Annotated in this window: 22 protein-coding genes; 7 read left to right on the forward strand and 15 right to left on the reverse strand. The window is 63.5% G+C overall.

Annotated elements, in window-relative coordinates; genetic code table 11:
* Positions 1-113 precede the first annotated feature (113 nt).
* Together DPM35_RS21720 and DPM35_RS21725 are read right to left on the reverse strand one after the other, a co-directional pair.
* Positions 114-1,223 (reverse strand): aldo/keto reductase, encoded by a 1,110-nt coding sequence (locus tag DPM35_RS21720; RefSeq protein WP_112129294.1) that lies wholly within the window; start codon positions 1,221-1,223, stop codon positions 114-116.
* A 35-nt stretch (positions 1,224-1,258) separates the two neighbouring features.
* The gene (locus DPM35_RS21725; protein ID WP_112129295.1) at positions 1,259-1,786 is read right to left on the reverse strand and encodes a nuclear transport factor 2 family protein; all 528 of its coding nucleotides are present in this window, start codon (positions 1,784-1,786) and stop codon (positions 1,259-1,261) included.
* A 114-nt stretch (positions 1,787-1,900) separates the two neighbouring features.
* Between DPM35_RS21725 and DPM35_RS21730 the strand changes: the two genes are divergently transcribed.
* Positions 1,901-2,827 (forward strand): LysR family transcriptional regulator, encoded by a 927-nt coding sequence (locus DPM35_RS21730; RefSeq protein ID WP_112129296.1) that lies wholly within the window; start codon positions 1,901-1,903, stop codon positions 2,825-2,827.
* 53 nt (positions 2,828-2,880) lie between these two features.
* Here the strand turns inward: DPM35_RS21730 and tsf are convergent, their stop codons facing one another.
* From tsf to DPM35_RS21750, 4 genes are all read right to left on the reverse strand, one after another.
* On the reverse strand, positions 2,881-3,801 hold the full coding sequence (gene tsf / locus DPM35_RS21735; protein ID WP_112129297.1) for a translation elongation factor Ts: 921 nt from the start codon (positions 3,799-3,801) through the stop codon (positions 2,881-2,883).
* Positions 3,802-3,922: 121 nt separating this feature from the next.
* Entirely contained in the window at positions 3,923-4,702 is a 780-nt protein-coding gene (gene rpsB / locus DPM35_RS21740; RefSeq protein ID WP_040994986.1) for a 30S ribosomal protein S2, read from the reverse strand.
* Between the two features lie 202 nt (positions 4,703-4,904).
* Positions 4,905-5,183 (reverse strand): DUF4031 domain-containing protein, encoded by a 279-nt coding sequence (locus tag DPM35_RS21745; RefSeq protein WP_112129298.1) that lies wholly within the window; start codon positions 5,181-5,183, stop codon positions 4,905-4,907.
* Between the two features lie 83 nt (positions 5,184-5,266).
* Positions 5,267-6,097, reverse strand: coding sequence for a cell envelope integrity EipB family protein (locus DPM35_RS21750; protein ID WP_112129299.1), 831 nt, complete (start codon positions 6,095-6,097; stop codon positions 5,267-5,269).
* Between the two features lie 139 nt (positions 6,098-6,236).
* Here DPM35_RS21750 and DPM35_RS21755 point away from each other — a divergent pair, with 139 nt between their 5' ends.
* The 4 genes from DPM35_RS21755 (at position 6,237) to DPM35_RS21770 (ending at position 9,357) form a co-directional block, all read left to right on the forward strand.
* Positions 6,237-6,701, forward strand: coding sequence for a RidA family protein (locus DPM35_RS21755; protein ID WP_112129300.1), 465 nt, complete (start codon positions 6,237-6,239; stop codon positions 6,699-6,701).
* An 8-nt stretch (positions 6,702-6,709) separates the two neighbouring features.
* A complete protein-coding gene (locus DPM35_RS21760) occupies positions 6,710-7,438 on the forward strand; it encodes a glycerophosphodiester phosphodiesterase (protein WP_112129445.1) in 729 nt (242 codons plus the stop codon).
* A gap of 169 nt (positions 7,439-7,607) precedes the next feature.
* The gene (locus tag DPM35_RS21765; protein ID WP_112129301.1) at positions 7,608-8,822 is read left to right on the forward strand and encodes a GNAT family N-acetyltransferase; all 1,215 of its coding nucleotides are present in this window, start codon (positions 7,608-7,610) and stop codon (positions 8,820-8,822) included.
* A gap of 106 nt (positions 8,823-8,928) precedes the next feature.
* On the forward strand, positions 8,929-9,357 hold the full coding sequence (locus tag DPM35_RS21770) for an HIT family protein (RefSeq protein ID WP_112129302.1): 429 nt from the start codon (positions 8,929-8,931) through the stop codon (positions 9,355-9,357).
* A 12-nt stretch (positions 9,358-9,369) separates the two neighbouring features.
* Here DPM35_RS21770 and DPM35_RS21775 read toward each other — a convergent pair whose 3' ends face one another.
* From DPM35_RS21775 to DPM35_RS21795, 5 genes are all read right to left on the reverse strand, one after another.
* A complete protein-coding gene (locus tag DPM35_RS21775) occupies positions 9,370-9,720 on the reverse strand; it encodes an AzlD domain-containing protein (RefSeq protein ID WP_112129303.1) in 351 nt (116 codons plus the stop codon).
* A complete protein-coding gene (locus tag DPM35_RS21780) occupies positions 9,717-10,454 on the reverse strand; it encodes an AzlC family ABC transporter permease (protein ID WP_112129304.1) in 738 nt (245 codons plus the stop codon). Before DPM35_RS21780 ends, DPM35_RS21775 begins: the two co-directional genes overlap by 4 nt.
* Positions 10,455-10,684: 230 nt before the next feature.
* Complete coding sequence (gene clpA / locus DPM35_RS21785) at positions 10,685-13,150, reverse strand: ATP-dependent Clp protease ATP-binding subunit ClpA (protein ID WP_112129305.1); 2,466 nt, start codon at positions 13,148-13,150, stop codon at positions 10,685-10,687.
* A gap of 6 nt (positions 13,151-13,156) precedes the next feature.
* Positions 13,157-13,483: an ATP-dependent Clp protease adapter ClpS gene (clpS, locus tag DPM35_RS21790; protein ID WP_040972327.1), complete on the reverse strand. Its 327-nt coding sequence runs from the start codon at positions 13,481-13,483 to the stop codon at positions 13,157-13,159.
* A gap of 277 nt (positions 13,484-13,760) precedes the next feature.
* Positions 13,761-14,090: a phasin family protein gene (locus DPM35_RS21795; RefSeq protein ID WP_095818678.1), complete on the reverse strand. Its 330-nt coding sequence runs from the start codon at positions 14,088-14,090 to the stop codon at positions 13,761-13,763.
* Positions 14,091-14,378: 288 nt separating this feature from the next.
* Here DPM35_RS21795 and DPM35_RS21800 point away from each other — a divergent pair, with 288 nt between their 5' ends.
* Positions 14,379-15,803, forward strand: a complete 1,425-nt coding sequence (locus DPM35_RS21800) for a D-alanyl-D-alanine carboxypeptidase (RefSeq protein WP_112129306.1) — start codon at positions 14,379-14,381, stop codon at positions 15,801-15,803.
* Positions 15,804-15,846: 43 nt separating this feature from the next.
* Here the strand turns inward: DPM35_RS21800 and DPM35_RS21805 are convergent, their stop codons facing one another.
* The 3 genes from DPM35_RS21805 to DPM35_RS21815 form a co-directional block, all read right to left on the reverse strand.
* Positions 15,847-16,545, reverse strand: coding sequence for a J domain-containing protein (locus DPM35_RS21805; protein ID WP_112129307.1), 699 nt, complete (start codon positions 16,543-16,545; stop codon positions 15,847-15,849).
* Positions 16,546-16,668: 123 nt separating this feature from the next.
* Complete coding sequence (locus tag DPM35_RS21810; RefSeq protein WP_112129308.1) at positions 16,669-17,106, reverse strand: DUF1489 family protein; 438 nt, start codon at positions 17,104-17,106, stop codon at positions 16,669-16,671.
* 84 nt (positions 17,107-17,190) lie between these two features.
* On the reverse strand, positions 17,191-18,594 hold the full coding sequence (locus DPM35_RS21815; protein WP_112129309.1) for an L-serine ammonia-lyase: 1,404 nt from the start codon (positions 18,592-18,594) through the stop codon (positions 17,191-17,193).
* Between the two features lie 179 nt (positions 18,595-18,773).
* Between DPM35_RS21815 and DPM35_RS21820 the strand changes: the two genes are divergently transcribed.
* Positions 18,774-19,493: a DUF599 domain-containing protein gene (locus DPM35_RS21820; protein WP_112129310.1), complete on the forward strand. Its 720-nt coding sequence runs from the start codon at positions 18,774-18,776 to the stop codon at positions 19,491-19,493.
* Here the strand turns inward: DPM35_RS21820 and DPM35_RS21825 are convergent.
* The gene (locus DPM35_RS21825) at positions 19,466-20,263 is read right to left on the reverse strand and encodes a YdcF family protein (RefSeq protein WP_112129311.1); all 798 of its coding nucleotides are present in this window, start codon (positions 20,261-20,263) and stop codon (positions 19,466-19,468) included. The two genes, DPM35_RS21820 and DPM35_RS21825, sit on opposite strands and share 28 nt — an antisense overlap.
* Between the last annotated feature and the right edge of the window lie 3 nt (positions 20,264-20,266).

Here is a 20,266-nt window from a genome sequence, read left to right on the forward strand (position 1 = left end):
TCATGACTGGCTGACCCGATACACGAAGGGCGCGGCGATGTCACGCCGCGCCCTCGTGCAAAATCCCAGGCTTTTTCGGTCAGTTGCCGCCTTTTGATCTTTGCCCTTTTCAATCAGTCGCTTGAGATGCTGACCGCTTCGCCTTCGATCATGACCGCGGGCGAATAGCCGGCCGGCTTGTCGCCGGTGACCGCGCCGCCGGTCACCCGCACCTGGATCTCGGAGCCGAAATAGGGATGCGGGAACGGCGCCGGCGTGGCGCTGACCTTTTCCAACCGCGCGCGAAGCTCGGCGGGGATCGAAAAATCGAGCGCGCCAAGATTGTCCTCGAGTTGGCTGAGCTTCGTCGCTCTGAGGATGACGGAGGCAACGCCGGGCCGCGTCGCCACCCAGTTGAGCGCGACCTGCGCCATGCTGCGGCCAAGCTCTGTCGCAACCTTCTCGAGCTCCGCCACGATCGCCCAATTGCGGTCGCTGAACTTCTGGAAGCCGGGATGCGTGGTGTTGCGGAAACCGTCAAGCCGCCCGGCATTGGCGCCCTGCGTCAGCTTGTATTTTCCGCTGAGCAGGCCACTGGCTAAAGGGCTCCACACCATGATCCCGGCGCCATGATGGGTCGCGAACGGCACATACTCATGTTCGATCGCGCGTTCCGCCAGCGAATATTCGAGCTGCAGCGCCGAGACCGGCTCATAGCCGCGCAGTTCGGCGATCGCCTGGGCGCGGCCGGCATACCAGGCCGGCACGTCGGAAAGGCCGATATGGCGAACCTTGCCGGCGCGCACGAGGTCATCCAGCGTGCGCAGCACCTCTTCGGCTGGTGTGATCCTGTCCCAGACATGCAGAAGGTAAAGGTCGATATGATCGGTGCCGAGCCGCTTCAGCGAGGCATCCACCGCGCGCATGATGTTCTTGCGGCCATTGCCGCCGGCATTGGGGTTGCCCGGTTCGGAGTTGAAGGTGAATTTGGTGGCGATGACAGCCTTGTCGCGCAAGCCACGCTCGGCGACGAACTCGCCGAGCCAGGTTTCGGCCGTGCCCCCGGTATAGAGATCGGCGGTGTCGAAGAAATTACCGCCTGCCTCGACATAGGCATCGAACATGGCGCGGGCGGTGTCCCTGTCCGCGCCCCAGCCCCACTCGGTGCCGAAAGTCATGGTGCCGAGCGCCAGCCGGATGATGCGCAGGCCGCTGTTGCCAAGCGTGTAGTAAGTCATGCTCATGGTGGTCTTCCGATTCTGAACTGATGTGCTGCCGGTCACTGGCCAGGCGTCGCCTTGACCCAGGGGTTGCCGCGCTCATGCGTCATGCGGAAGGTGAAGCCGTCGACTTTCCAGCCGGCGGCCGAGCGCGTCAAATGGTGCTCATAGGTGCCCCAGACTTCCCAGAGCGGGTCGCCATTGCCTTCCATCCGGTTCCAGGCATAGCCGTTGGAATGAACGGTCGCGGCATTCGCTTCGAGCACGACCTGATGATTGGTGCGCAAATGCAGGCTTGTCTTGCTGCCCTTGAGGTTGGCCGCCCACGCGCCGATCAGGTCGTCGGAGGCGATGTTGGCCGCGGGCTGGCCGGACAGGCTGCTGAAATCGGCCGTAACGCGATCGGCGAAGTAGCTGCGGGCCAGCTTCCAGTCCTGTGCATCCACCGCTCGGTCGATAGCGTCGGCGATGCGGATCACCGCACGCTCGTCGGCAAGCGCCTGCCAACCGGCCGGTTCGGCGCCGCCGGCATCGACCGGCGCCAATGCCATGCTCGCTGCAAAGGTTACATGTTTCAACGTGTTCATTTTGTCTCTCCTTGAACATCGGCCCGCCGCCGATGTGTCGACGCCAATATGGGCCGCCGCAGGAGCATCTATAAGATTGCATTGTTCGCACGGACTATGCGACATAATTCATGAATGGATCGCGATCTGCTCACACATCTTCCGGTCATCGTCGCCGTGGCGCGGCGCGGCGGCTTTGCGCTTGCCGCCGCTGAGCTCGGCATGAGCCCATCTGCCGTCAGCCATGCCGTCCGGCTGGTGGAAGAGCGCATAGGCCAGCCGCTCTTTGCCCGCACGACGCGCAGCGTCTCGCTGACGGACGCCGGCAAGGCGCTGGTCGAGACCGCGGCCCCAGCGCTGCAGGACATCGCCGAGCGGATGGACCGCATCCGCGGCATCAAGGGAAGGCCGTCCGGCCTGCTCAGGATCAACGCCTCCAACATAGCGATCCACCTGGCGGTCACGCCGGTGGTCGCGGCCATGGCCGAACGCTACCCCGACGTGACGGTCGAGATCGTTGCCGACCAGGGGCTTATCGATATTGTCGGTGAAGGTTTCGATGCCGGCATCCGGTTGGGGGAGATGATCGCGCAGGACATGGTCACCGTCAGAATGACACCGCCGTTCAAGGCCGTTGTGGTCGCCTCTCCCGCCTATGTCGGAAAGCACGGCCGTCCGCGCGACGTGACCGATCTCGCCAATCACAACTGCATCGGCTACCGCCTGGTCCGATCCGGCGCGTTTTACCGCTGGGATCTGAACGACAACGGCAAGGATGTCGTTGTCGAAACGCGCGGCACGGCCGTTGTCACGGATTCGCTCGGCGCCATCGACCTGGCGCTGGCCGGCGTCGGACTCGCCTACGTCTTCGAGCCGCTGGTGCATGCCGACCTCGCCGCCGGCCGCCTCGTCCAGATCCTGCCGCAGACTGCGATCGAGGAGCCGGGCCTCTTCCTCTATTTCCCGCGCCGCGCGTCGATGGCGCCGAAGCTCAGGGCCTTTATCGACACCGCACAAGAAATCGGCCGGGCATCCATGCGGACACCCGGCCGAGTTGCCTGAGCTCGTGAGCTCCTCACCTTAAGGAAAGCGCCGCGCGCTCCCCCGGGTCGGAGCTATTTCTTGACCGCTGCCGCGACTTCCGCCGCGAAATCGGTGGTTTCCTTCTCGATGCCCTCGCCCAGCGCGTAACGCAGGTAAGCGGTGATCTTCGCCGGAGCGCCGATCTCCTTCTCGGCATCCTTCAGCGCCTTCTCGACGGTGATGTCGGGATTGAGCACGAAGGCCTGCTTCAAAAGCACGACCTCTTCGTAGAACTTGCGCAGGCGCCCTTCGACCATCTTTTCGATGATCGCTTCCGGCTTGCCGGACTGGCGCGCCTGATCGGAGAAGATCGCCTTCTCACGCTCGACCAGCGCGGGATCGACTTCCTCGGCGCTCAGCGCGACCGGGTTGCTGGCGGCGACATGCATCGCGACCTGGCGGGCAAAGGCGTTGGCCGCATGCTCGTTGCCGGTGGTCTCGATCGCAACCAGCACGCCGAGCTTGCCGAGGCCGTCGGCAACCGCATTGTGGACATAGGTCGCCACCACGCCATGCGGCACGGTGAGCTTCGCCGAACGGCGGAAGCCCATGTTCTCGCCGATGGTGCCGACCGCGTCCTTGATGGTGTCGGTGACCGACTTATCCGAGCCAGGATACTTGGCGGCAGCCACGGCCTCGGTCGTGCCGTAGGCGAGCGCGACCTTGGCGACCTTGGCGACGATCTCCTGGAAGGCCGCATTGCGGGCAACGAAGTCGGTCTCGGAATTGACCTCGACAATGGCCGCTTCACGCACGCCGGCGTCGACGCCGATCAGGCCCTCGGCGGCAGTGCGGCCGGCCTTCTTGTCGGCCTTGGAGATACCCTTCTTGCGCAGCCAGTCGACGGCTGCTTCCATGTCGCCGTTGGTCTCGTTCAACGCCGCCTTGCAGTCCATCATGCCCGCGCCGGTCAAGTCGCGGAGTTCTTTGACCTGTGCAGCCGAAATCGTCATTGTCGCCTCTTTGTTTCAAATGCGCCGACGCACCAACCGGGACTCGGGTGATGCGCTCGGCAAAAGCGCTTTAGCGCGCCAACTTATTGGAAAGATGAAGGCCGGGACCCGGCCTTCCTTATCAAGCTTCCGGAGCTTCCGCGGCCGGGGTGTCGAGCGCCGGCTCGACCGGAGCCTCGGCCGAAGCACCGATATCGACGCCGAGCGCGCCCTGCTGGCGGGCGATGCCGTCGATGGCGGCCTTGGCGATCAGGTCGCAATAAAGCTGGATGGCGCGAGCCGCGTCGTCATTGCCGGGGATCGGGAAGTCGATCTTGTCCGGGTCGCAGTTCGAATCGATGATGGCCACGACCGGAATGCCGAGGCGCTTGGCCTCGAGGATGGCGATCGCTTCCTTGTTGGTGTCGATGACGAACATCAGGTCCGGCGTCGAGCCCATGTCCTTGATGCCGCCGAGAGCCTTGTTGAGCTTCTCGCGCTCGCGGTCGAGGTTCAGGCGCTCCTTCTTGGTGAGGCCCTGGGCCTCACCGGCCAGCGTCTCGTCGAGCTTGCGCAGGCGCTGGATCGAGTTCGAGATCGTCTTCCAGTTGGTGAGCATGCCGCCCAGCCAGCGCGAGTTGACATAATACTGGGCCGAACGCTGCGCCGCGTCGGCGACGATGTCGGAGGCCTGGCGCTTGGTGCCGACGAACAGCACGCGGCCGCCCTTGGCGACGGTGTCGGACACCTGCTTCAGGGCCTGGTGCAGCAGCGGCACCGTCTGCGACAGGTCGATGATGTGGATGTTGTTGCGGGCGCCATAGATGTAGGGCGCCATCTTCGGGTTCCAGCGATGGGTCTGGTGGCCGAAGTGAACACCAGCTTCCAAAAGCTGGCGCATGCTGAAATCTGGCAGAGCCATTCTTTAGTTCCTTTCCGGTTGGCCTCCACGGACACAGGCATTTCGGACGGGATGTCCTGATGCCACCGGAGGTTTCAGCCGGATTTCTCCCGGGCAGACACCAAAGTCCGTGTGTGGAATGAGCGCGCATATAGAGGGGAAGTCTGGTAAACGCAAGCCGGGTGCCGGAAAACGCCCTCACCTGCGGCGATCCGCCCAAATCTCAGCGTTTTACCTTGCCGTTCGGGACCCGGACGCGGCGAAAGATAGCGACGATTTCCTCGCGGCTGCATTCGATCGCGCCGAGCCGGACCGCTCGGTCGCGCTCGAAGCCGGTGATGTCGTAGTGCGGCGCCGATGTCTTGGGCGGTCCCTGATAGGAGGAAAGCTTGATACCGAGTTCGGTGGCAAAGCGGTGCAGTTCGTCCGTATCGTCGGCAAGCAGATGGCACCAGCGGTGGCCGGCCCATCTCCAGATCGCCGCGTCGACATAGACCGCCATCAGGCCCGCCGCGCTCCGTCAGCCCGACACATGGCGAGTTGAAGCCAGGCGTGCAAGCCCGATCGCCTACTGTCGCGGCGCCGCTATTTCGAAGCCGGGCAAGGCTTGGTCTGGTCGAACAGCGACAGGTTCACCAGCTTGCCGGTCATCGAGAAGTCGCCATAGTCCATGACAAGGTCGCGGGTGATGCCGTTCTCGTGCAGCTTGAAGCTGATCCGGTATTCCGGCACCTCTTCGCCGCTTTTGTCGGTATCGTCGAAATAGGCGATGTCGACCGGCCAGTATTTGTCGGAAGCGAGATTGGCCAGCGCGGGCGCTTCCGGATCCGTCTTTTCCGCGTCCGTCTTCTTGCCGACGATTACGGTGGTGGTCATCACCTTGTTGGCGTCCTCGGAGCCATCGAACAGATTGGTCTGGTAGAAATTCTCGCCCTTTTCGGCCTTGCCGATCAGCTCGACCAGATGCTGGGTCGGGAACTGCGTGGCCGCGAGCTCGAGGCTGCTTTTCTCGGGCTTGTCGATATCGACCTTGAGGCCCTTCGGTTCCCTGGTGGCCACCCCCTTCACCTCTTTGTCGAGGTTCTGGTCGACGAAGGATTTCGTCACGAAGGAAAAGGTCTTGCCTTCGGCATCCTCGAAAGTCGTCGTCTGCTGGTCGGTGAGCCTGGTGTTGTCGTTGGTCACGATCTGGGTGACGAAGCGGAACTTGACCGTGTAACCCTCGCAGGCAGAGCCATTGAACTCGTAGACCATGCGGCCGGTGATGCCGGTAATGCCCGAGCGATCGGAAGCCTTGTTGAGCGTGAGATCGTAGACGGCGCGATGCGCCTGCAGCGCGGGCACCGCAAAGGCCGGCGCCATTGGGAACACCGCAGAAAGACAGGCAGCGGCAAGAAAAAGGCGCGTTGCGCGCATACGTTGCTCCGATCGTCGCGGCCGCGAGACAGGCCGCAGGGAAAGATGGTCCAGCTTAAAAAAAGTCGTGGCGGAAGCGAGGCAAAAATAGCAATTTCGGCCCGGCCAACGCGGCGTCTTCCAGCAATAGGGAAAACCAATGAGCGAAACAATCGAAAAGCGGCTAAGCGATCTGGGCGTAACCATTCCGGCCGCCGCCGCGCCCGCCGCCAACTACGTGCCCTATTGCCGCACCGGCAACACGCTGTTCACCGCCGGCCAGCTGCCGCTGAAGGACGGCAAGCTGCAGGCAAGCGGGCTGCTCGGCCGCGACATCGACACGGCGGGAGGCAAGGAAGGCGCCAAATTCTGCGCCATCAACATCCTGGCGCAGGCCAAGGCAGCCCTCGGCGATCTCGAGAAGATCCGGCGTCTGGTCAAGATCACTGTGTTCGTCGCTTCGGCACCTGATTTCGTCGAGCAGCATCTTGTCGCCAACGGCGCCTCCGACTTCCTGGTCGCGGCGCTGGGCGAGCGCGGCAAGCACGCCCGCTCCGCCGTCGGCACCGCCTCGCTGCCGCTCAACGCCGCGGTCGAGATCGAAGCGATCTTCGAAGTCGAGTAATGCCCAACATGACCGATCTCTCCTGGCTGATTGCCCGCCCTGTCGCGCATCGCGGCTTCCACGACATGAACAAGACCCGCTGGGAGAACACGCTGTCGGCCTTCGCCGCGGCGGCCGAGCGCGGCTATGCCATCGAATGCGACGTGCATATCTCGTCCGACGGCGTCCCGGTGATCATCCACGATGGCGACCTGAAACGCCTGACCGGTCAGGACGGCTTCGTCTGGCAGCGTACCGCGGCCGAGCTGGCGACGCTCAGAATCGGCGGCACCAAGGACCATATCCCGACGCTCGAGGAAGCGCTCGACCTGATCGACGGCCGCGTGCCGCTGGTGGTCGAGCTGAAAGGCGTTCCCGGCCACGACGCGGGGCTGGTGGCAGCCGTCGGCCGGCTGCTCAAGCGCTACGAGGGCAAGGTGGCGATCATGTCGTTCGATCACTGGCTGATCCGCGACTTCGCCAGGGACGCACCGGGCATCCCCGGCGGGCTGACCGCCTACGGCACGGAGAACCAGTTGATCGAAGCGCATTTCGCCATGCTCGCGCATGACCTCGCCTTCACCTCCTACGCCGCCGGCGACCTGCCCAACCCCTTCGTCAGCTTCGTGCGCGAAAAGCTGAAGATGCCGGTCATCACTTGGACCGTGCATGACCAGCCGGCTGTCGACCTCACCTTCAAATATGCCGATCAGATGACCTTCGAGGGTTTCGAGCCAGACCTGGTGAAGGTCGCCTAGAGCCGGATGATTTCAGGTCGAAGCGACCTGAAATCTGATCCGCCTCTAAATCAATCAAAGAGAGAGCATGATGTCGTCCGAAAAACCGCTTCACACTTTTCGGCATCATGCTCTAGGCGGTGCCTGAAACGTGACTTGTAGCAGCCCTGAGGACGCTTAAATAAGCCGCATGGATCAAGGCGACGACGACGATGGACGGGCAGCGAACGCGGACTATGCAATCCGCGTCGCAGCGGGCATCGGCGCCTTCACTTGCGAGGAATGGGACGGCTTTGCCGGAACCACGCGCAGCGATAAAGAAAACGGCTACAATCCGCTGGTTTCATTCGCTTTTCTAAGCGCCTTGGAGGACTCCGGCTGCGCTGTCCGGCGCACTGGCTGGCAGGGCCATCACCTGCGGCTGGAAACGGCGCAAGGCAGGCTTCTCGGCGCTGTCCCCTGTTATCTCAAATCGCACAGCCAAGGCGAATATGTCTTCGACCATGGCTGGTCCGACGCCTTCGAGCGCGCCGGCGGCCGCTATTACCCAAAGCTGCAATGCTCGGTGCCGTTCACGCCGGTCACCGGCCCTCGCCTGCTGGTCAGCAAAGGCGAGAACGCAGGCGCCGTGAAGGCCGGCCTGGCGGAGGGGTTGAAGCTCGTGACCGACAAGCTCGGCGTCTCTTCCGCGCATGTCACCTTCGCCAGCGAGCCCGACGTCGCGACGCTGGAAGCGGCGGGCTTCCTCCATCGCACGGACCAGCAGTTCCATTTCTTCAACGAAGGCTTTTCGACCTATGACGACTTCCTCGCCACGCTTGCTTCGCGCAAGCGCAAGGCGATGAAGAAGGAGCGCCGCGAGGCACTTGCCGACGGCATCTCGGTCGACTGGCTGACCGGCAAGGATATCACCGAAAGCGCCTGGGACGATTTCTTCGCCTTCTACATGGATACCGGCGGCCGCAAATGGGGCCGGCCCTATCTTAACCGGCAGTTCTTCTCGCTGATCGGCGAGCGCATGGCCGGCGACATCCTTCTGGTGATGGCAAAGCGCAACGGCCGCTATATTGCCGGCGCCATCAACTTTATCGGTTCCGACGCGCTCTACGGGCGCAACTGGGGCTGCATCGAGGACCACCCCTTCCTGCATTTCGAGGTCTGCTATCACCAGGCCATCGACTTCGCCATCGAGCGCAAGCTCAAGGTGGTCGAGGCAGGCGCGCAGGGTGAGCACAAGCTGGCCCGCGGCTACCGTCCGGTGACCATGCATTCGGCGCATTACATTTCGCATCCCGGCTTGCGCAACGCCGTCGCCGACTATCTCAGGCGGGAGCGGCGCGAGGTCGAGCGCATGGGCGAATATCTTGAAGAGCACACGCCCTTCCGCAAGGACCTCGGCGAATAATCCTGGGCAGCGAAAAGGCGGCTTGGCGGTCGATCTCCCCTGAACGCCTTGCCGCCTATCCGCGGCTTCGCTACACCGGACGGCGAATGCAATTGGGAGTGTCCCCATGGCCGAAGCCTATGATCCCGGCAACATCTTCGCGAAAATCCTGCGCGGCGAGATCCCCTCGCACCGCGTCTATGAAGACGACGCGGTCGTGGCCTTCATGGATGTGATGCCGCAAGGCACGGGCCACACGCTGGTGGTGCCCAAAGCGCCCTCGCGCAACATGCTCGACGCTGATCCAGCAACGTTCGGTCCACTGTTCACGGTCGTGCAGAAGGTGGCGGTGGCGGTAAAAAAGGCCTTCAACGCCGACGGCGTCACCATCATGCAGTTCAACGAGCCGGCTTCCGGGCAGACCGTCTACCATCTCCATGTCCACGTCGTGCCGCGTTTCGAGGGCGTGCCGCTCAAGCCGCATTCCGGGCAGATGGAGAAGCCGGAGGTGCTGGCCGAGAATGCCGGCAAGATCCGGGCGGCGCTGGCGGGCTGAGATGGGGCGAAATCAAAAGTTCAGATAAAGTCCCGCCAGCAGCAGAAACTCGGCTGTGGCGATGCCGACGGCCATGCGCTTTCCCGACGCCAGATAGGCGACGAAACCCAGGGCCGCCGCCGCTATCCTCAAGCCAAACGAAGTGTGCGCAAGCGCGCCGCCTGGAAAGACAATCAGGTTGCCGATGACGGCGGCAACGAGCGCCGTCGCCATGGTGCGAACCAGTACCAACAGGTCTGAATCTTCGGAAAGCTTGCCGCCGAGATAGACACCGAGGAAGCGCCAGATATCCGTGGCGGCGAAACCGGCGACGAGAATGAACATATATGGCCACCACCAGGCGCCGCTGGAAAAGTAACTCACGCCGCGCGCACCTTGAGCCGCCACAATCGCAAGCCATAGGCGACCGTGCCGCCGATCAGTCCGGCAACCAGCAAATCGATCTGCGGCAACACCATGTGGAAGACCGGTCCGAGGACGAGACCCAGGACCATTGCCACATGCCCTGCCCGTTCGCGTGCGGACCCCCACAACGAGGTCAGGAAATACATCGGCGTCAACATCAGCAACGCCGCCGAAATGGCGGACGGCAGCGCATCCGCCACTGCATAGACGACGGTCACGACGGTGATATTCGTCGTCACCAGCGTACCGCCGATGCCGGCATAGTAGGTCGTACGCATGTGAGGCGGGACGCGCTTGAGGCGCTCCATGGCCAGCACCCAGGAGGTCACGGCCACGAAATGCGCCAGGAGATAGAGCACCCATTGCGGGGTTTTCCCGGTGCGCATCTCGGGTGCTAGCGCCATCACCATCGGCATCAGACGTATGGCGGACAATGTGACGGCGAACATCGCCGCCGGCAGCGCCGCTCCCGACGCAATCGCGCCCACCAGCACGACCATGGATGGCAGCGCCCACACCGTGCCGGTCATGAAAGCGGCCTGTACCGCCGTGACCCCGGCGTCTTTCGCCAAGGCGGCAAAGCCAATGAACGAGCTGACGAGGATCAGGCCAGGCAGGGAAAAGGCCGCGCGGACACCACGCAGGAACCAGGTGGAACGAGGCGCTGTGGCGTCCGAGGTCCAAGTCGACATGTGCCGGCCATAGCATGCGCGGCCATCGGATGCGACCGCACCGTAAGCGGCGCATCGTCTTTCCATTGATCCAGGAAAATCTGTTGGCGCGTTTTGAGGACACCGGCCATGCGGGCAGTCACAAAACCTGCCCGAAAACGCCGGCAAGATCCGTGCGGCATTTCCACGTTTTCCTTGCAAAAAAAAAAGCCCCGTCGCCGGGGCTTTTCTGCAATTCGGGATAAGGCCTATCAGCCCTTGCGCGGCAGTTGCGGCACAAGGCTGCGCTTGTTGCCGTCCTTGCCCTTCGGCTCCGGCTTCTGCGCCACCGCCTTCTTGGGCGCAGGCTTCTTGGCCACCGCTTTCTTCGGCTTCGGCGCGTCCTCCGGCTCTTCCTTCTTCGGCTGCACGGGCGACTCGTCGGCGAGCGATTCGAGCTTCAGGCCGGACTCGCCGGTTTCCTTCTTCTCGACGGTGACGCGCACCGTGCCGCCCTTCTTCAGCTTGCCGAACAGCACTTCGTCCGCCAGCGGCTTCTTGATGTGCTCCTGGATGACGCGGCCGAGCGGCCGCGCGCCCATGCGCTCGTCATAGCCCTTGTCGGCCAGCCACGCGATCGCGTCCGGCGACAGGTCGAAGGTGACGCCACGCTCGGAGAGCTGGGCCTCGAGCTGCATGACGAACTTCTGCACCACCTGATGGATCACCGGCACCGGCAGCGAGCCGAACGGGATGATCGCATCGAGACGATTGCGGAACTCCGGCGTGAACAGCCGGTTGATCGCCTCGACGTCGTCGCCTTCGCGCTTGGTCGAGCCGAAACCGATCGCCGCACGCTGCGCATCCGACGCGCCCGCATTGGTGGTCATGATCAGGATCACATTGCGGAAGTCGATCTGCTTGCCGTTGTGGTCGGTCAGCTTGCCGTGGTCCATCACCTGCAACAGGATGTTGAACAGGTCCGGATGCGCCTTCTCGACCTCATCGAGCAGCAGCACGCAATGCGGATGCTGGTCGACACCGTCCGTGAGCAGGCCGCCCTGGTCGAAGCCGACATAGCCGGGAGGCGCGCCGATCAGCCGCGAGACGGTGTGGCGTTCCATGTATTCCGACATGTCGAAGCGGATCAGCTCGACGCCGAGCGAGGCAGCAAGCTGCTTGGCCACTTCCGTCTTGCCGACGCCGGTCGGGCCCGAGAACAGGTAGGAGCCGATCGGCTTCTCCGGTTCGCGCAGGCCGGCACGCGCCAGCTTGATCGCCGAGGTCAGCGCTGTGATCGCGGTATCCTGGCCGTAGACGACGCGCTTCAGCTCGACATCAAGCCCCTGCAGCACCTTCTCGTCGTCGGCCGAGACCGTCTTTGGCGGGATGCGCGCCATGGTGGCGATCGTCGCCTCGATCTCCTTGATGCCGATCGTCTTCTTGCGCTTGGCCTCCGGCACCAGCATCTGCGAGGCGCCGGTCTCGTCGATCACGTCGATCGCCTTGTCCGGCAGCTTGCGGTCGTTGATGTAGCGCGCCGACAGCTCGACCGAGGCCTTGATCGCCTCGCTGGTGTAGCGGACCTTGTGGAACTCCTCGAAATAGGGCTTCAGGCCCTTCATGATCTCGATGGCGTCCTCGATGGTCGGCTCGTTGACGTCGATCTTCTGGAAGCGCCGCACGAGCGCGCGGTCCTTTTCGAAGAACTGCCGGAATTCCTTATAGGTGGTCGAGCCGATGCAGCGGATCGCACCGGACGACAGCGCCGGTTTCAGGAGGTTCGACGCATCCATGGCGCCGCCCGAGGTGGCGCCCGCACCGATCACGGTATGGATCTCGTCGATGAACAGCACCGCGCCCGGATAGTCCTCGAGCTCCTTCACCACTTGCTTCAGCCGCTCCTCGAAGTCGCCGCGATAGCGGGTGCCGGCCAACAGCGTGCCCATGTCGAGCGCGAAGATGGTCGCGTCCTGCAGGACTTCCGGCACATCGCCTTCGACGATGCGCTTGGCGAGGCCCTCGGCGATCGCCGTCTTGCCGACGCCGGGGTCGCCGACATAGAGCGGGTTGTTCTTGGAGCGGCGGCACAGCACCTGGATGGTGCGGTTGATCTCGCTGTCGCGGCCGATCAGCGGGTCGATCTTGCCGGCGCGCGCCTTGTTGTTGAGGTTGACGCAGTAGGCCGTCAACGCGTCCTGCTGCTTCTTCTTGCCGTTTTCCTCCTGCGGCTCGGCGCCGTTCTGGCCGCCCTGCTCGTCCTCGGCGCCGCGCGGGGTGCGCGATTCCGAAGCGCCCGGGCGCTTGGCGATGCCATGCGAGATGTAGTTGACCGCGTCGTAGCGGGTCATCTGCTGTTCCTGCAGGAAGTAGGCGGCGTGGCTCTCACGCTCGGCGAAGATGGCGACGAGCACGTTGGCGCCGGACACTTCCTCGCGGCCGGACGACTGCACATGGATCACGGCGCGCTGGATGACGCGCTGGAAGCCGGCGGTCGGCTTGGAGTCCTCGTCGTAACCGGTGACGAGGTTGTCCAGCTCGGTGTCGATATAGGTGAGAACGGTGTGCTTGAGCTCGTCGAGATCGACGTTGCAGGCGCGCATGACCGCAGCCGCCTCGGTGTCGTCGATGAGGGCGAGCAGCAGATGTTCGAGCGTCGCATACTCATGATGCCGCTCGTTGGCGAATGTCAGCGCCTGATGTAGCGCCTTTTCCAGGCCTTGGGAGAAAGCCGGCATGTTACCTCACTTCTTCTCCATCACGCATTGCAGCGGATGCTGATTCTGTCGGGCGAAATCCATGACCTGGGACACTTTGGTCTCGGCCACCTCGAATGTGTAGACACCGCACTCGCCCACTCCATGATTGTGAACATGAAGCATGATGCGCGTGGCGGCCTCGCGGTCCTTTTGGAAAAAACGCTCCAGGACGTGAACGACGAACTCCATGGGCGTGTAGTCGTCGTTCAGAATAAGGACCCGGTAGAGACTGGGCTTTTTGGTTTTGGTCTTGGTGCGCGTGATGACAGCGGTACCGCGACCGGGATCGTTGCGGTCCCCGTCACTTTGCATTCGCACCACGCCCGCCGTGGCAGTCAAACCGATCGTCACGTAGTCCAGCCTTTTCGAATCCTCATGCGAGTTCAACATGTAGGTTCTCGATGGACGATTTTAAGCCCTTCTGTTTAGCTGACAATATGGCTAGGTGGGCAAACCTCAGCGAATTTCTCAATCGTGAATGCGGCAATGTGCATCGGGTTGCGGTCGCGCATGAAAAAACCCGGCCGCGTTTCCGCGACCGGGCCCTTTCCGCAGGCCGGTTGGCCGTATCGGTTGTGGTGGGACGAAATTACTTCGCCTTAGCGACCACCGATTCGAAAGGCTTGTAGGCTTCCTTGGCGAGTTCGGCATAGAGATTGCCGATCTTGCTGGCCTCGGCCACGAAGCTCTCATAGCTCTGCTTGGCGTAATCGGTCTGGATCTCGATGGCCTTCTCGATCGACTTGGCCGCGAACAGCTTCTCGACGGCGGCGCTGCCGGCCTCGAAGCTCTTCTTGGTGTATTCGCCGGCTTCGGTGGCGATCGCCTGCGCACCCTTGGTCAGCGAGGCAAAGCTCTTCAGCCCGGTGTCGGCAAACTCCTTGCCGTATTTCGAGAAGTCCTCATAGGTCTGGGTCATTTCATTCTTCCCTTGGTTGAAACGCCCTTTTGGCCCCGGGCGCCCTTGTGCAATGCACCTCAATATATTGTGCGCTGCACAAAAGTCAAGAATCCCTTGGGTAAGCAGGGGCTTCAGCGCCGCCGGCCGGTAAAATTCGATTAAAGAGAAGCTCGATTTGCCGAAAAATGGTGAACGCGGCGGTTACCATAAACGGATTGGTAACGCTGCGCGCGATAGCTTGGCCGGAAGTGAGGCAGGCACTCCCTTTGCCGCCTCCGGGGCAACGAAAATTCAGGGTAAGTAACGGTGCGTCAGGCGTTGTCGGGCTTCGTCTCCAGATCTTCATTCTCCTTCAAGGCAATCATGGTTGCCGCGCTCGCGGTGACGATTGTCGCCGCCGAAGTCGCGTCGGCCCTTGCCGCCAAGTCCGCGGCCATCGTCGTCGACGCCAAGACCGGCAAGGTGCTCTATTCGGCCGACGCCAATGGCAGGCGCTATCCGGCTTCACTCACCAAGATGATGACCCTCTACCTCACCTTCGAGGCGCTGGCGAAGGGCAGGATCAGCAAGAACACGCCGGTTCCGTTTTCCGCGCATGCCTCCGCCGAGGCGCCGACCAAGCTTGGCGTGCGCCCCGGCGGCTCGGTTCCGGTCGAGATCGCGATTCTCTCGATCGTGACGAAATCGGCGAACGACTCGGCCACCGCGCTTGGCGAAATGCTCGGCGGCAGCGAAGACAATTTCGCCCGCATGATGACGGCCAAGGCGCGCCAGCTCGGGATGAACGGCACCGTCTTCCGCAACGCCAACGGCCTGCCCGACCCCGGCCAGTTCACCACCGCGCACGACATGGCCATGCTTGGCATCGCTCTGCGCGAGCACTTCCCGCAATATTACGGCTATTTCTCGCAGCGTTCGTTCCTGTACGGCCGCCAGCGCATCAACGGCCACAACCGCCTGCTCGGCCGCATCAAGGGTGTCGACGGCATCAAGACCGGCTACACCCGCGCCTCGGGCTACAATCTGGTGTCCTCCGTCGCCGATGGCGATCGACGGCTCGTCGCTGTGGTGATGGGCGGCGCTTCCGGCCGCAGCCGCGACAACCAGATGGCAGCGCTGATCAACACCTATCTGCCGCGCGCCTCGACGCGCGGCGGCGGCGATCTCATCGCCAAGGGCAACGACAACCCGATCAAGACGCTGGCCAAGGTCTTCTTGCCCAAGCATGACGCACCGACACCGGACGAAAAGCCGGCGACGGACGACACTGTCGTTGCCTCGGCTGATGACAGCCAGGACGACACCCAACAGGTCGCCGAAAAGACGAAGCCCGTGATCCAGGTCAAGAAGGTGAAGACGGTTGCCGTGGCCGGCATGGCGCCGGCTCCTCAGCCGCAGGAGACCACGTCGCAGGCGGTCGCGGCCTATGCCGAACCGGCACCGGCCGCGCCGGCGATCGATCCGGTGAAGACGTCGTCGGTGCCGTCCGGCTGGGTGGTTCAGGTCGCCTCCTCGCCCACCAAATCCGGAGCTCAGAGCCTGCTCGACCAGACCGCCAAGCAGGCGCCGAAGGTCCTGGCCGATGCGTCCGGCTTCACCGTCGCCTTCGACAAGGACGGCACCACCTACTACCGCGCTCGCTTCGGCGGCTTCGGGTCGAAGGACGCTGCCTGGAAGGCCTGCGATGCGCTGAAACGCAAGAAAATCTCGTGCTACGCCGTCGAGCAATAGGCGGCTGTTGAAATCTCCCGGAAGGTACCGGCGTCGAAGGAGACTAATCGTGATTGGAGAGCAGGACGTCCTTGGCTTCATTGATTCGCGCCGCCAGGACAGACGTGCCACCGACATCGGCATTCAGGCGCTGCATCAGGCGGCGGTGCGCCTTGCGGATATCCGCCGCGGCAGCCCCCGCTTCAAGACCAAGGATCTTGTAGGCCTCCTCCTTAGTCATGGCGCCCGCACCTGGCGCAACACTCAGCCCTTCGCCACCGTGCGGCTGCGCGTCCTTGCGCCAGACGGGAAAACGGCCGTCAAGATACGTCTCTAAGAGCTGGCGGCTCTCCGGGTCGGGGCTGAGCTCGCCATAAAGCTGGCGCAGATCCGTCAGCCCCATCGCGCCAAGCATCTTGCCTTCATAGCGCCCGGCCAGAACAAGCCCCTCGAGCCTGCCGCTGTCGTGGTCGAGGTCCATTTCGAGTGCGGCGGTGCGCACCGTCGAATGCTTGGAAGCGGCGGCCCGCGCCGGAGGCCGCCTCGTGCGAATCCAGCCAACCCAGGCGAGCGCCGCGAGCAAAAGCAGTCCGCCAATGAGGCTGCGGCCGAAGATCAGCATGGGCGCGCCGACGAGGCCCAGCAAGGCCGGTCCAAGCGACCTGAGACTATCCGCCATCCTTGCCGGATCCGCGCGCACAAAGAGCAACGCGGCGCCGAAAAGCACCACAAGGATTGCCGCCAATGCGAGGATCACACCCATCGGTTTGCGCCGCCATACGAATGACTGAGCATGGAAATAGGATGGGACCTAGGTCCGGCGCTTGCAAGCCCCACGCTGGCCGAGCCGAAGGGCCAGCGCCGGGACGGCGATACACAAGCTGCTTTAGAGCAGGCCGAGTTCGGCGAGTTCCAGCCTCAGCTTCGGCGGCATTTCGGCGAGTGCCGCCCTGCCCTTGCCGAGATCGGCCGGCGCATCGGCGGGCTTGAGGTAACGCCAGCCCTGGAAAGCGCGCCGCGGCTGCCAGTCGGTGCGCACGACCTCGGCATCGAGCACCAGATGGCAGCGGCCAATACCTTCAGCGTCGGTGAAGGGCCTGATCTCGGTGATCAGTTGCCGGCACTGCACGCTGCCCTTGATCACCCAATAGAGCGAGCCGCCATCGGTAATCTCGCTGCCGCGCGTCGGTACCATACGGGTGGTGTGCCAATGCTCGGCCGGCTCGCCCGCACGGCGCCGCTCATCGAGGCGGAAGGCGATCCACTCTTCGAGATCCTCGACGCTGTCGCAGCCGACGCACAGTTTGATGAGATTGAGAGACATGCCCCCAGATTTAGCCGCAAGGGTTGACGCGTCAACGCCTCGAGCGACTTCTCCACAGGGCCAGCCTGGAGTCTCGGTAAGACCTCAGCACTCCACGACATTCACGGCCAGCCCGCCGAGGCTGGTTTCCTTGTACTTCTCGTTCATGTCGAGGCCGGTCTGGCGCATGGTCTCGATCGCTGCGTCCAGCGGCACGAAATGCGTGCCGTCGCCTTTGATGGCCAAGGAGGCGGCGGTCACTGCCTTCACCGCGCCGAGCGCATTGCGCTCGATGCAGGGCACCTGCACCAGGCCGCCGACCGGATCGCAGGTCATGCCGAGATGATGCTCGAGCGCGATCTCAGCGGCGTTCTCCACCTGCTCGGGCGTGCCGCCCATGACGGCGCAAAGACCCGCCGCTGCCATGGCCGAGGCCGAACCCACCTCGCCCTGGCAACCGACCTCGGCGCCCGAGATCGAGGCGTTGGATTTGATGATGCCGCCAACAGCGGCGGCTGTCAGCAGGAAGTCGCGGATGCTCGGCTGGTCCGCTTCGGGATGGAAATGCAGCCAGTAACGCAGCACGGCCGGCAGCGTGCCGGCCGCGCCGTTGGTCGGCGCGGTGACGACGCGGCCGCCGGCGGCGTTCTCCTCATTGACCGCCATGGCGTAGATCGACAGCCAGTCATTGGCGAGCAAGGGATTGGGCCGGTTCTGCTGCCACTGTTCCTGCAGCTTGTCGTGCAACTGCCGCGCGCGGCGGCGCACCTTCAGCCCGCCCGGCATGATGCCGTCCTGCGACAGGCCGCGGTCGATGCAGCCTTTCATCGCGCTCCAGATCGCGTCCAGCCCGGCATCGAGCTCCTCGCGCGACATGTGTTTTTCCTCATTGGCGCGCTTCATCTCGGCGATAGAGAGCCTGCTCTTTGCCGCCATCGCCAGCATCTCGACGGCATTCTTGAACGGGTACGGCACCTTCTTGCCTTCGGTCGTCACCGAGCCCTTGGACTTCATGCGCTGCAGCTCTTCCTCGGAAACGACGAACCCGCCGCCGATCGAATAATAGATGCGCTTGAGCAGCAGTCGGTCGGAGGCATCATAGGCATAGAAAGCCATGCCGTTGGCATGGCCGGTCAGCGGCGTCTTGCGGTCGAGCACGAGGTCCTTGGCGGGATCGAAACGGTATGCTGGGTGCCCCGGCGGCGAAATCCGCTTCTCCGCGCCGATGCGCTCGACAATACCGTCGGCCTCGTCCGGATCGACCGTCTGCGGCGTCTGGCCGGCCAGGCCGAGGATGACGGCGCGGTCCGAGCCGTGGCCGATGCCGGTATAGGCAAGCGATCCATGCAGGCTGGCGCCGATACGATCGACTTTCACGCCCGCCGGCCGCGGCCAGTCACCGGCCAGGATCTCGTCGAGGAAACGGCGCGCGGCCGTCATCGGCCCCATCGTGTGCGAGCTCGAAGGGCCGATGCCGATCTTGAACAGGTCGAAAACCGAAAGGAACACGGGCCGTTGTCTCCTGAGGGCCGGTCAGAAACTTACATATAGGAATTCCCTGGATGTTTCCGCTGTTTTGCATGTCGCGGCGCGGCGGCTGCCGACCTTGTTTGCTCCGCCAGCGACATCGCAGTGCCGACAGCTTGGGCGCCGTCGAAGCGCCGACCCGGCCTGTGTTACAAGAATGCATGGGCGACTCACTTCATCTTTCAATCGCAGATCTGGCGGCTTTGACCTTCTTCATGGTCGTCTGGGTGCTGCACACGCTCGCCTCCGACGGCAAGCTGATCAGCCGCGTCTCGCTGACGACCGCGATGAACGCCCAGCGCGAAGCCTGGATGCGCAATATGGCCGAGCGCGAAATCCGCATCGTCGATACCGCCATCATGGGCGGCCTGCAGCAAGGCACCGCCTTCTTTGCGTCGTCTTCCCTGATCGCGCTCGGCGGCTGCTTTGCCCTGCTCGGCGCTTCCGATCGCGTGCTGCAAGTCCTGGCCGACCTGCCCTTCGGCGCTGCTTCCTCGCGCGAAGCCTTCCAGACCAAGGTGTTCGGCCTTGTGCTGATCCTGGCTTTCGCGTTCTTCAAATTCGGCTGGGCCTACCGGCTGTTCAACTATTGCTCGATCCTGATCGGCGCGGTGCCGACGCCGCATGGCCCGGCTTCGCGCAATCCGGTCAGCGAAACCGCGGTGTGGCGGGCGACGCGCATGAACGTGCTCGCCGGCAAGCACTTCAACGCCGGCCTGCGCGCCGTCTTCTTCTCGATCGGCTATCTCGGCTGGTTCGTCGACCCGATCGTCTTCGTGATGTCGACGCTGCTGCTTCTGGCTGTGCTGGTGCGCCGCCAGTTCTTTTCAGCGGCGCGACAAGCGGTGCTCGGTCAGCCGCCCGGTCCGGGAAAGAACTGATCGATCTTGCCGGACAGCCTGTAAGCGAAAAGCCCGATCCATTCGCGCACCGCGATGGTGGTCGCCTGTATGGAGTCCATCGGATTGTCGCGATAGAAGCCGACGCCTTCCTTGCCCGAGGTGCGATAATCGACCGGCCATGGAATGGTCGCAAAACCCGCCTTGTCGAACAGCGCCTTGGCGCGCGGCATGTGGAAGGCCGAGGTGACCAGCAGCCAGGTCTCGCCAGGCTTCGGCTCGACCAGCTTTCGCGAGAAGACGGCGTTCTCGTAAGTGTTGCGGGATTTGTCCTCGAGGATCAGGCGATCGGCGGAGACGCCGAGCGCCCCGAGCAGCCTCGGCGCCGTGTCGGCGTCGCCCTCGCCGTCGAGGAAAAGCGAGCCATTGCCGCCGGACACGACTATTTTTGCCTGCGGAAAACGCCTGGCGAGGATCGCGGTCTCCACCATGCGGTCGCCGCTGCTGTTCAGCTCATAACCGCCGCGCGCCAGATTGATGGCGCCCTCGAAGCCGCCGCCGAGCACGACGATGCCGTCGACCTTCTCGGGCAATGGCGGCTTGGGGAAGCGTTCTTCAAGCGGATTGAGCATCATCGCGCCGACCGACGTCCAGGCCGAAAGAACCAGGATCGCGATGCCGAGCACACTGCCTGTCGCTGCCAGCCGACGGCGCCTGAACAGCGCTGCCAACAGGCCGGCGACCAGCAGGAAGATCGCCAGGTTGATCGGTTGGCCGAAGAACCAGAAGACTTTCGACAGTAAGTAGAACATCCC

Origin of the sequence: Mesorhizobium atlanticum, assembly GCF_003289965.1 — a bacterium.
Classification (GTDB): Bacteria; Pseudomonadota; Alphaproteobacteria; order Rhizobiales; family Rhizobiaceae; genus Mesorhizobium; species Mesorhizobium atlanticum.

What these genes read in the sequence shown, in the direction of transcription:
- DPM35_RS21720 (WP_112129294.1), bottom strand. Translation starts at nt 1,223, where the DNA reads ATGAGCATGACTTACTACACGCTTGGCAACAGCGGCCTGCGCATCATC.
- DPM35_RS21725 (WP_112129295.1), bottom strand. Translation starts at nt 1,786, where the DNA reads ATGAACACGTTGAAACATGTAACCTTTGCAGCGAGCATGGCATTGGCG.
- DPM35_RS21730 (WP_112129296.1), top strand. Translation starts at nt 1,901, where the DNA reads ATGGATCGCGATCTGCTCACACATCTTCCGGTCATCGTCGCCGTGGCG.
- tsf (WP_112129297.1), bottom strand. Translation starts at nt 3,801, where the DNA reads ATGACGATTTCGGCTGCACAGGTCAAAGAACTCCGCGACTTGACCGGC.
- rpsB (WP_040994986.1), bottom strand. Translation starts at nt 4,702, where the DNA reads ATGGCTCTGCCAGATTTCAGCATGCGCCAGCTTTTGGAAGCTGGTGTT.
- DPM35_RS21745 (WP_112129298.1), bottom strand. Translation starts at nt 5,183, where the DNA reads ATGGCGGTCTATGTCGACGCGGCGATCTGGAGATGGGCCGGCCACCGC.
- DPM35_RS21750 (WP_112129299.1), bottom strand. Translation starts at nt 6,097, where the DNA reads ATGCGCGCAACGCGCCTTTTTCTTGCCGCTGCCTGTCTTTCTGCGGTG.
- DPM35_RS21755 (WP_112129300.1), top strand. Translation starts at nt 6,237, where the DNA reads ATGAGCGAAACAATCGAAAAGCGGCTAAGCGATCTGGGCGTAACCATT.
- DPM35_RS21760 (WP_112129445.1), top strand. Translation starts at nt 6,710, where the DNA reads ATGACCGATCTCTCCTGGCTGATTGCCCGCCCTGTCGCGCATCGCGGC.
- DPM35_RS21765 (WP_112129301.1), top strand. Translation starts at nt 7,608, where the DNA reads ATGGATCAAGGCGACGACGACGATGGACGGGCAGCGAACGCGGACTAT.
- DPM35_RS21770 (WP_112129302.1), top strand. Translation starts at nt 8,929, where the DNA reads ATGGCCGAAGCCTATGATCCCGGCAACATCTTCGCGAAAATCCTGCGC.
- DPM35_RS21780 (WP_112129304.1), bottom strand. Translation starts at nt 10,454, where the DNA reads ATGTCGACTTGGACCTCGGACGCCACAGCGCCTCGTTCCACCTGGTTC.
- clpA (WP_112129305.1), bottom strand. Translation starts at nt 13,150, where the DNA reads ATGCCGGCTTTCTCCCAAGGCCTGGAAAAGGCGCTACATCAGGCGCTG.
- clpS (WP_040972327.1), bottom strand. Translation starts at nt 13,483, where the DNA reads ATGCAAAGTGACGGGGACCGCAACGATCCCGGTCGCGGTACCGCTGTC.
- DPM35_RS21795 (WP_095818678.1), bottom strand. Translation starts at nt 14,090, where the DNA reads ATGACCCAGACCTATGAGGACTTCTCGAAATACGGCAAGGAGTTTGCC.
- DPM35_RS21805 (WP_112129307.1), bottom strand. Translation starts at nt 16,545, where the DNA reads ATGGGTGTGATCCTCGCATTGGCGGCAATCCTTGTGGTGCTTTTCGGC.
- DPM35_RS21810 (WP_112129308.1), bottom strand. Translation starts at nt 17,106, where the DNA reads ATGTCTCTCAATCTCATCAAACTGTGCGTCGGCTGCGACAGCGTCGAG.
- DPM35_RS21820 (WP_112129310.1), top strand. Translation starts at nt 18,774, where the DNA reads ATGGGCGACTCACTTCATCTTTCAATCGCAGATCTGGCGGCTTTGACC.
- DPM35_RS21825 (WP_112129311.1), bottom strand. Translation starts at nt 20,263, where the DNA reads ATGTTCTACTTACTGTCGAAAGTCTTCTGGTTCTTCGGCCAACCGATC.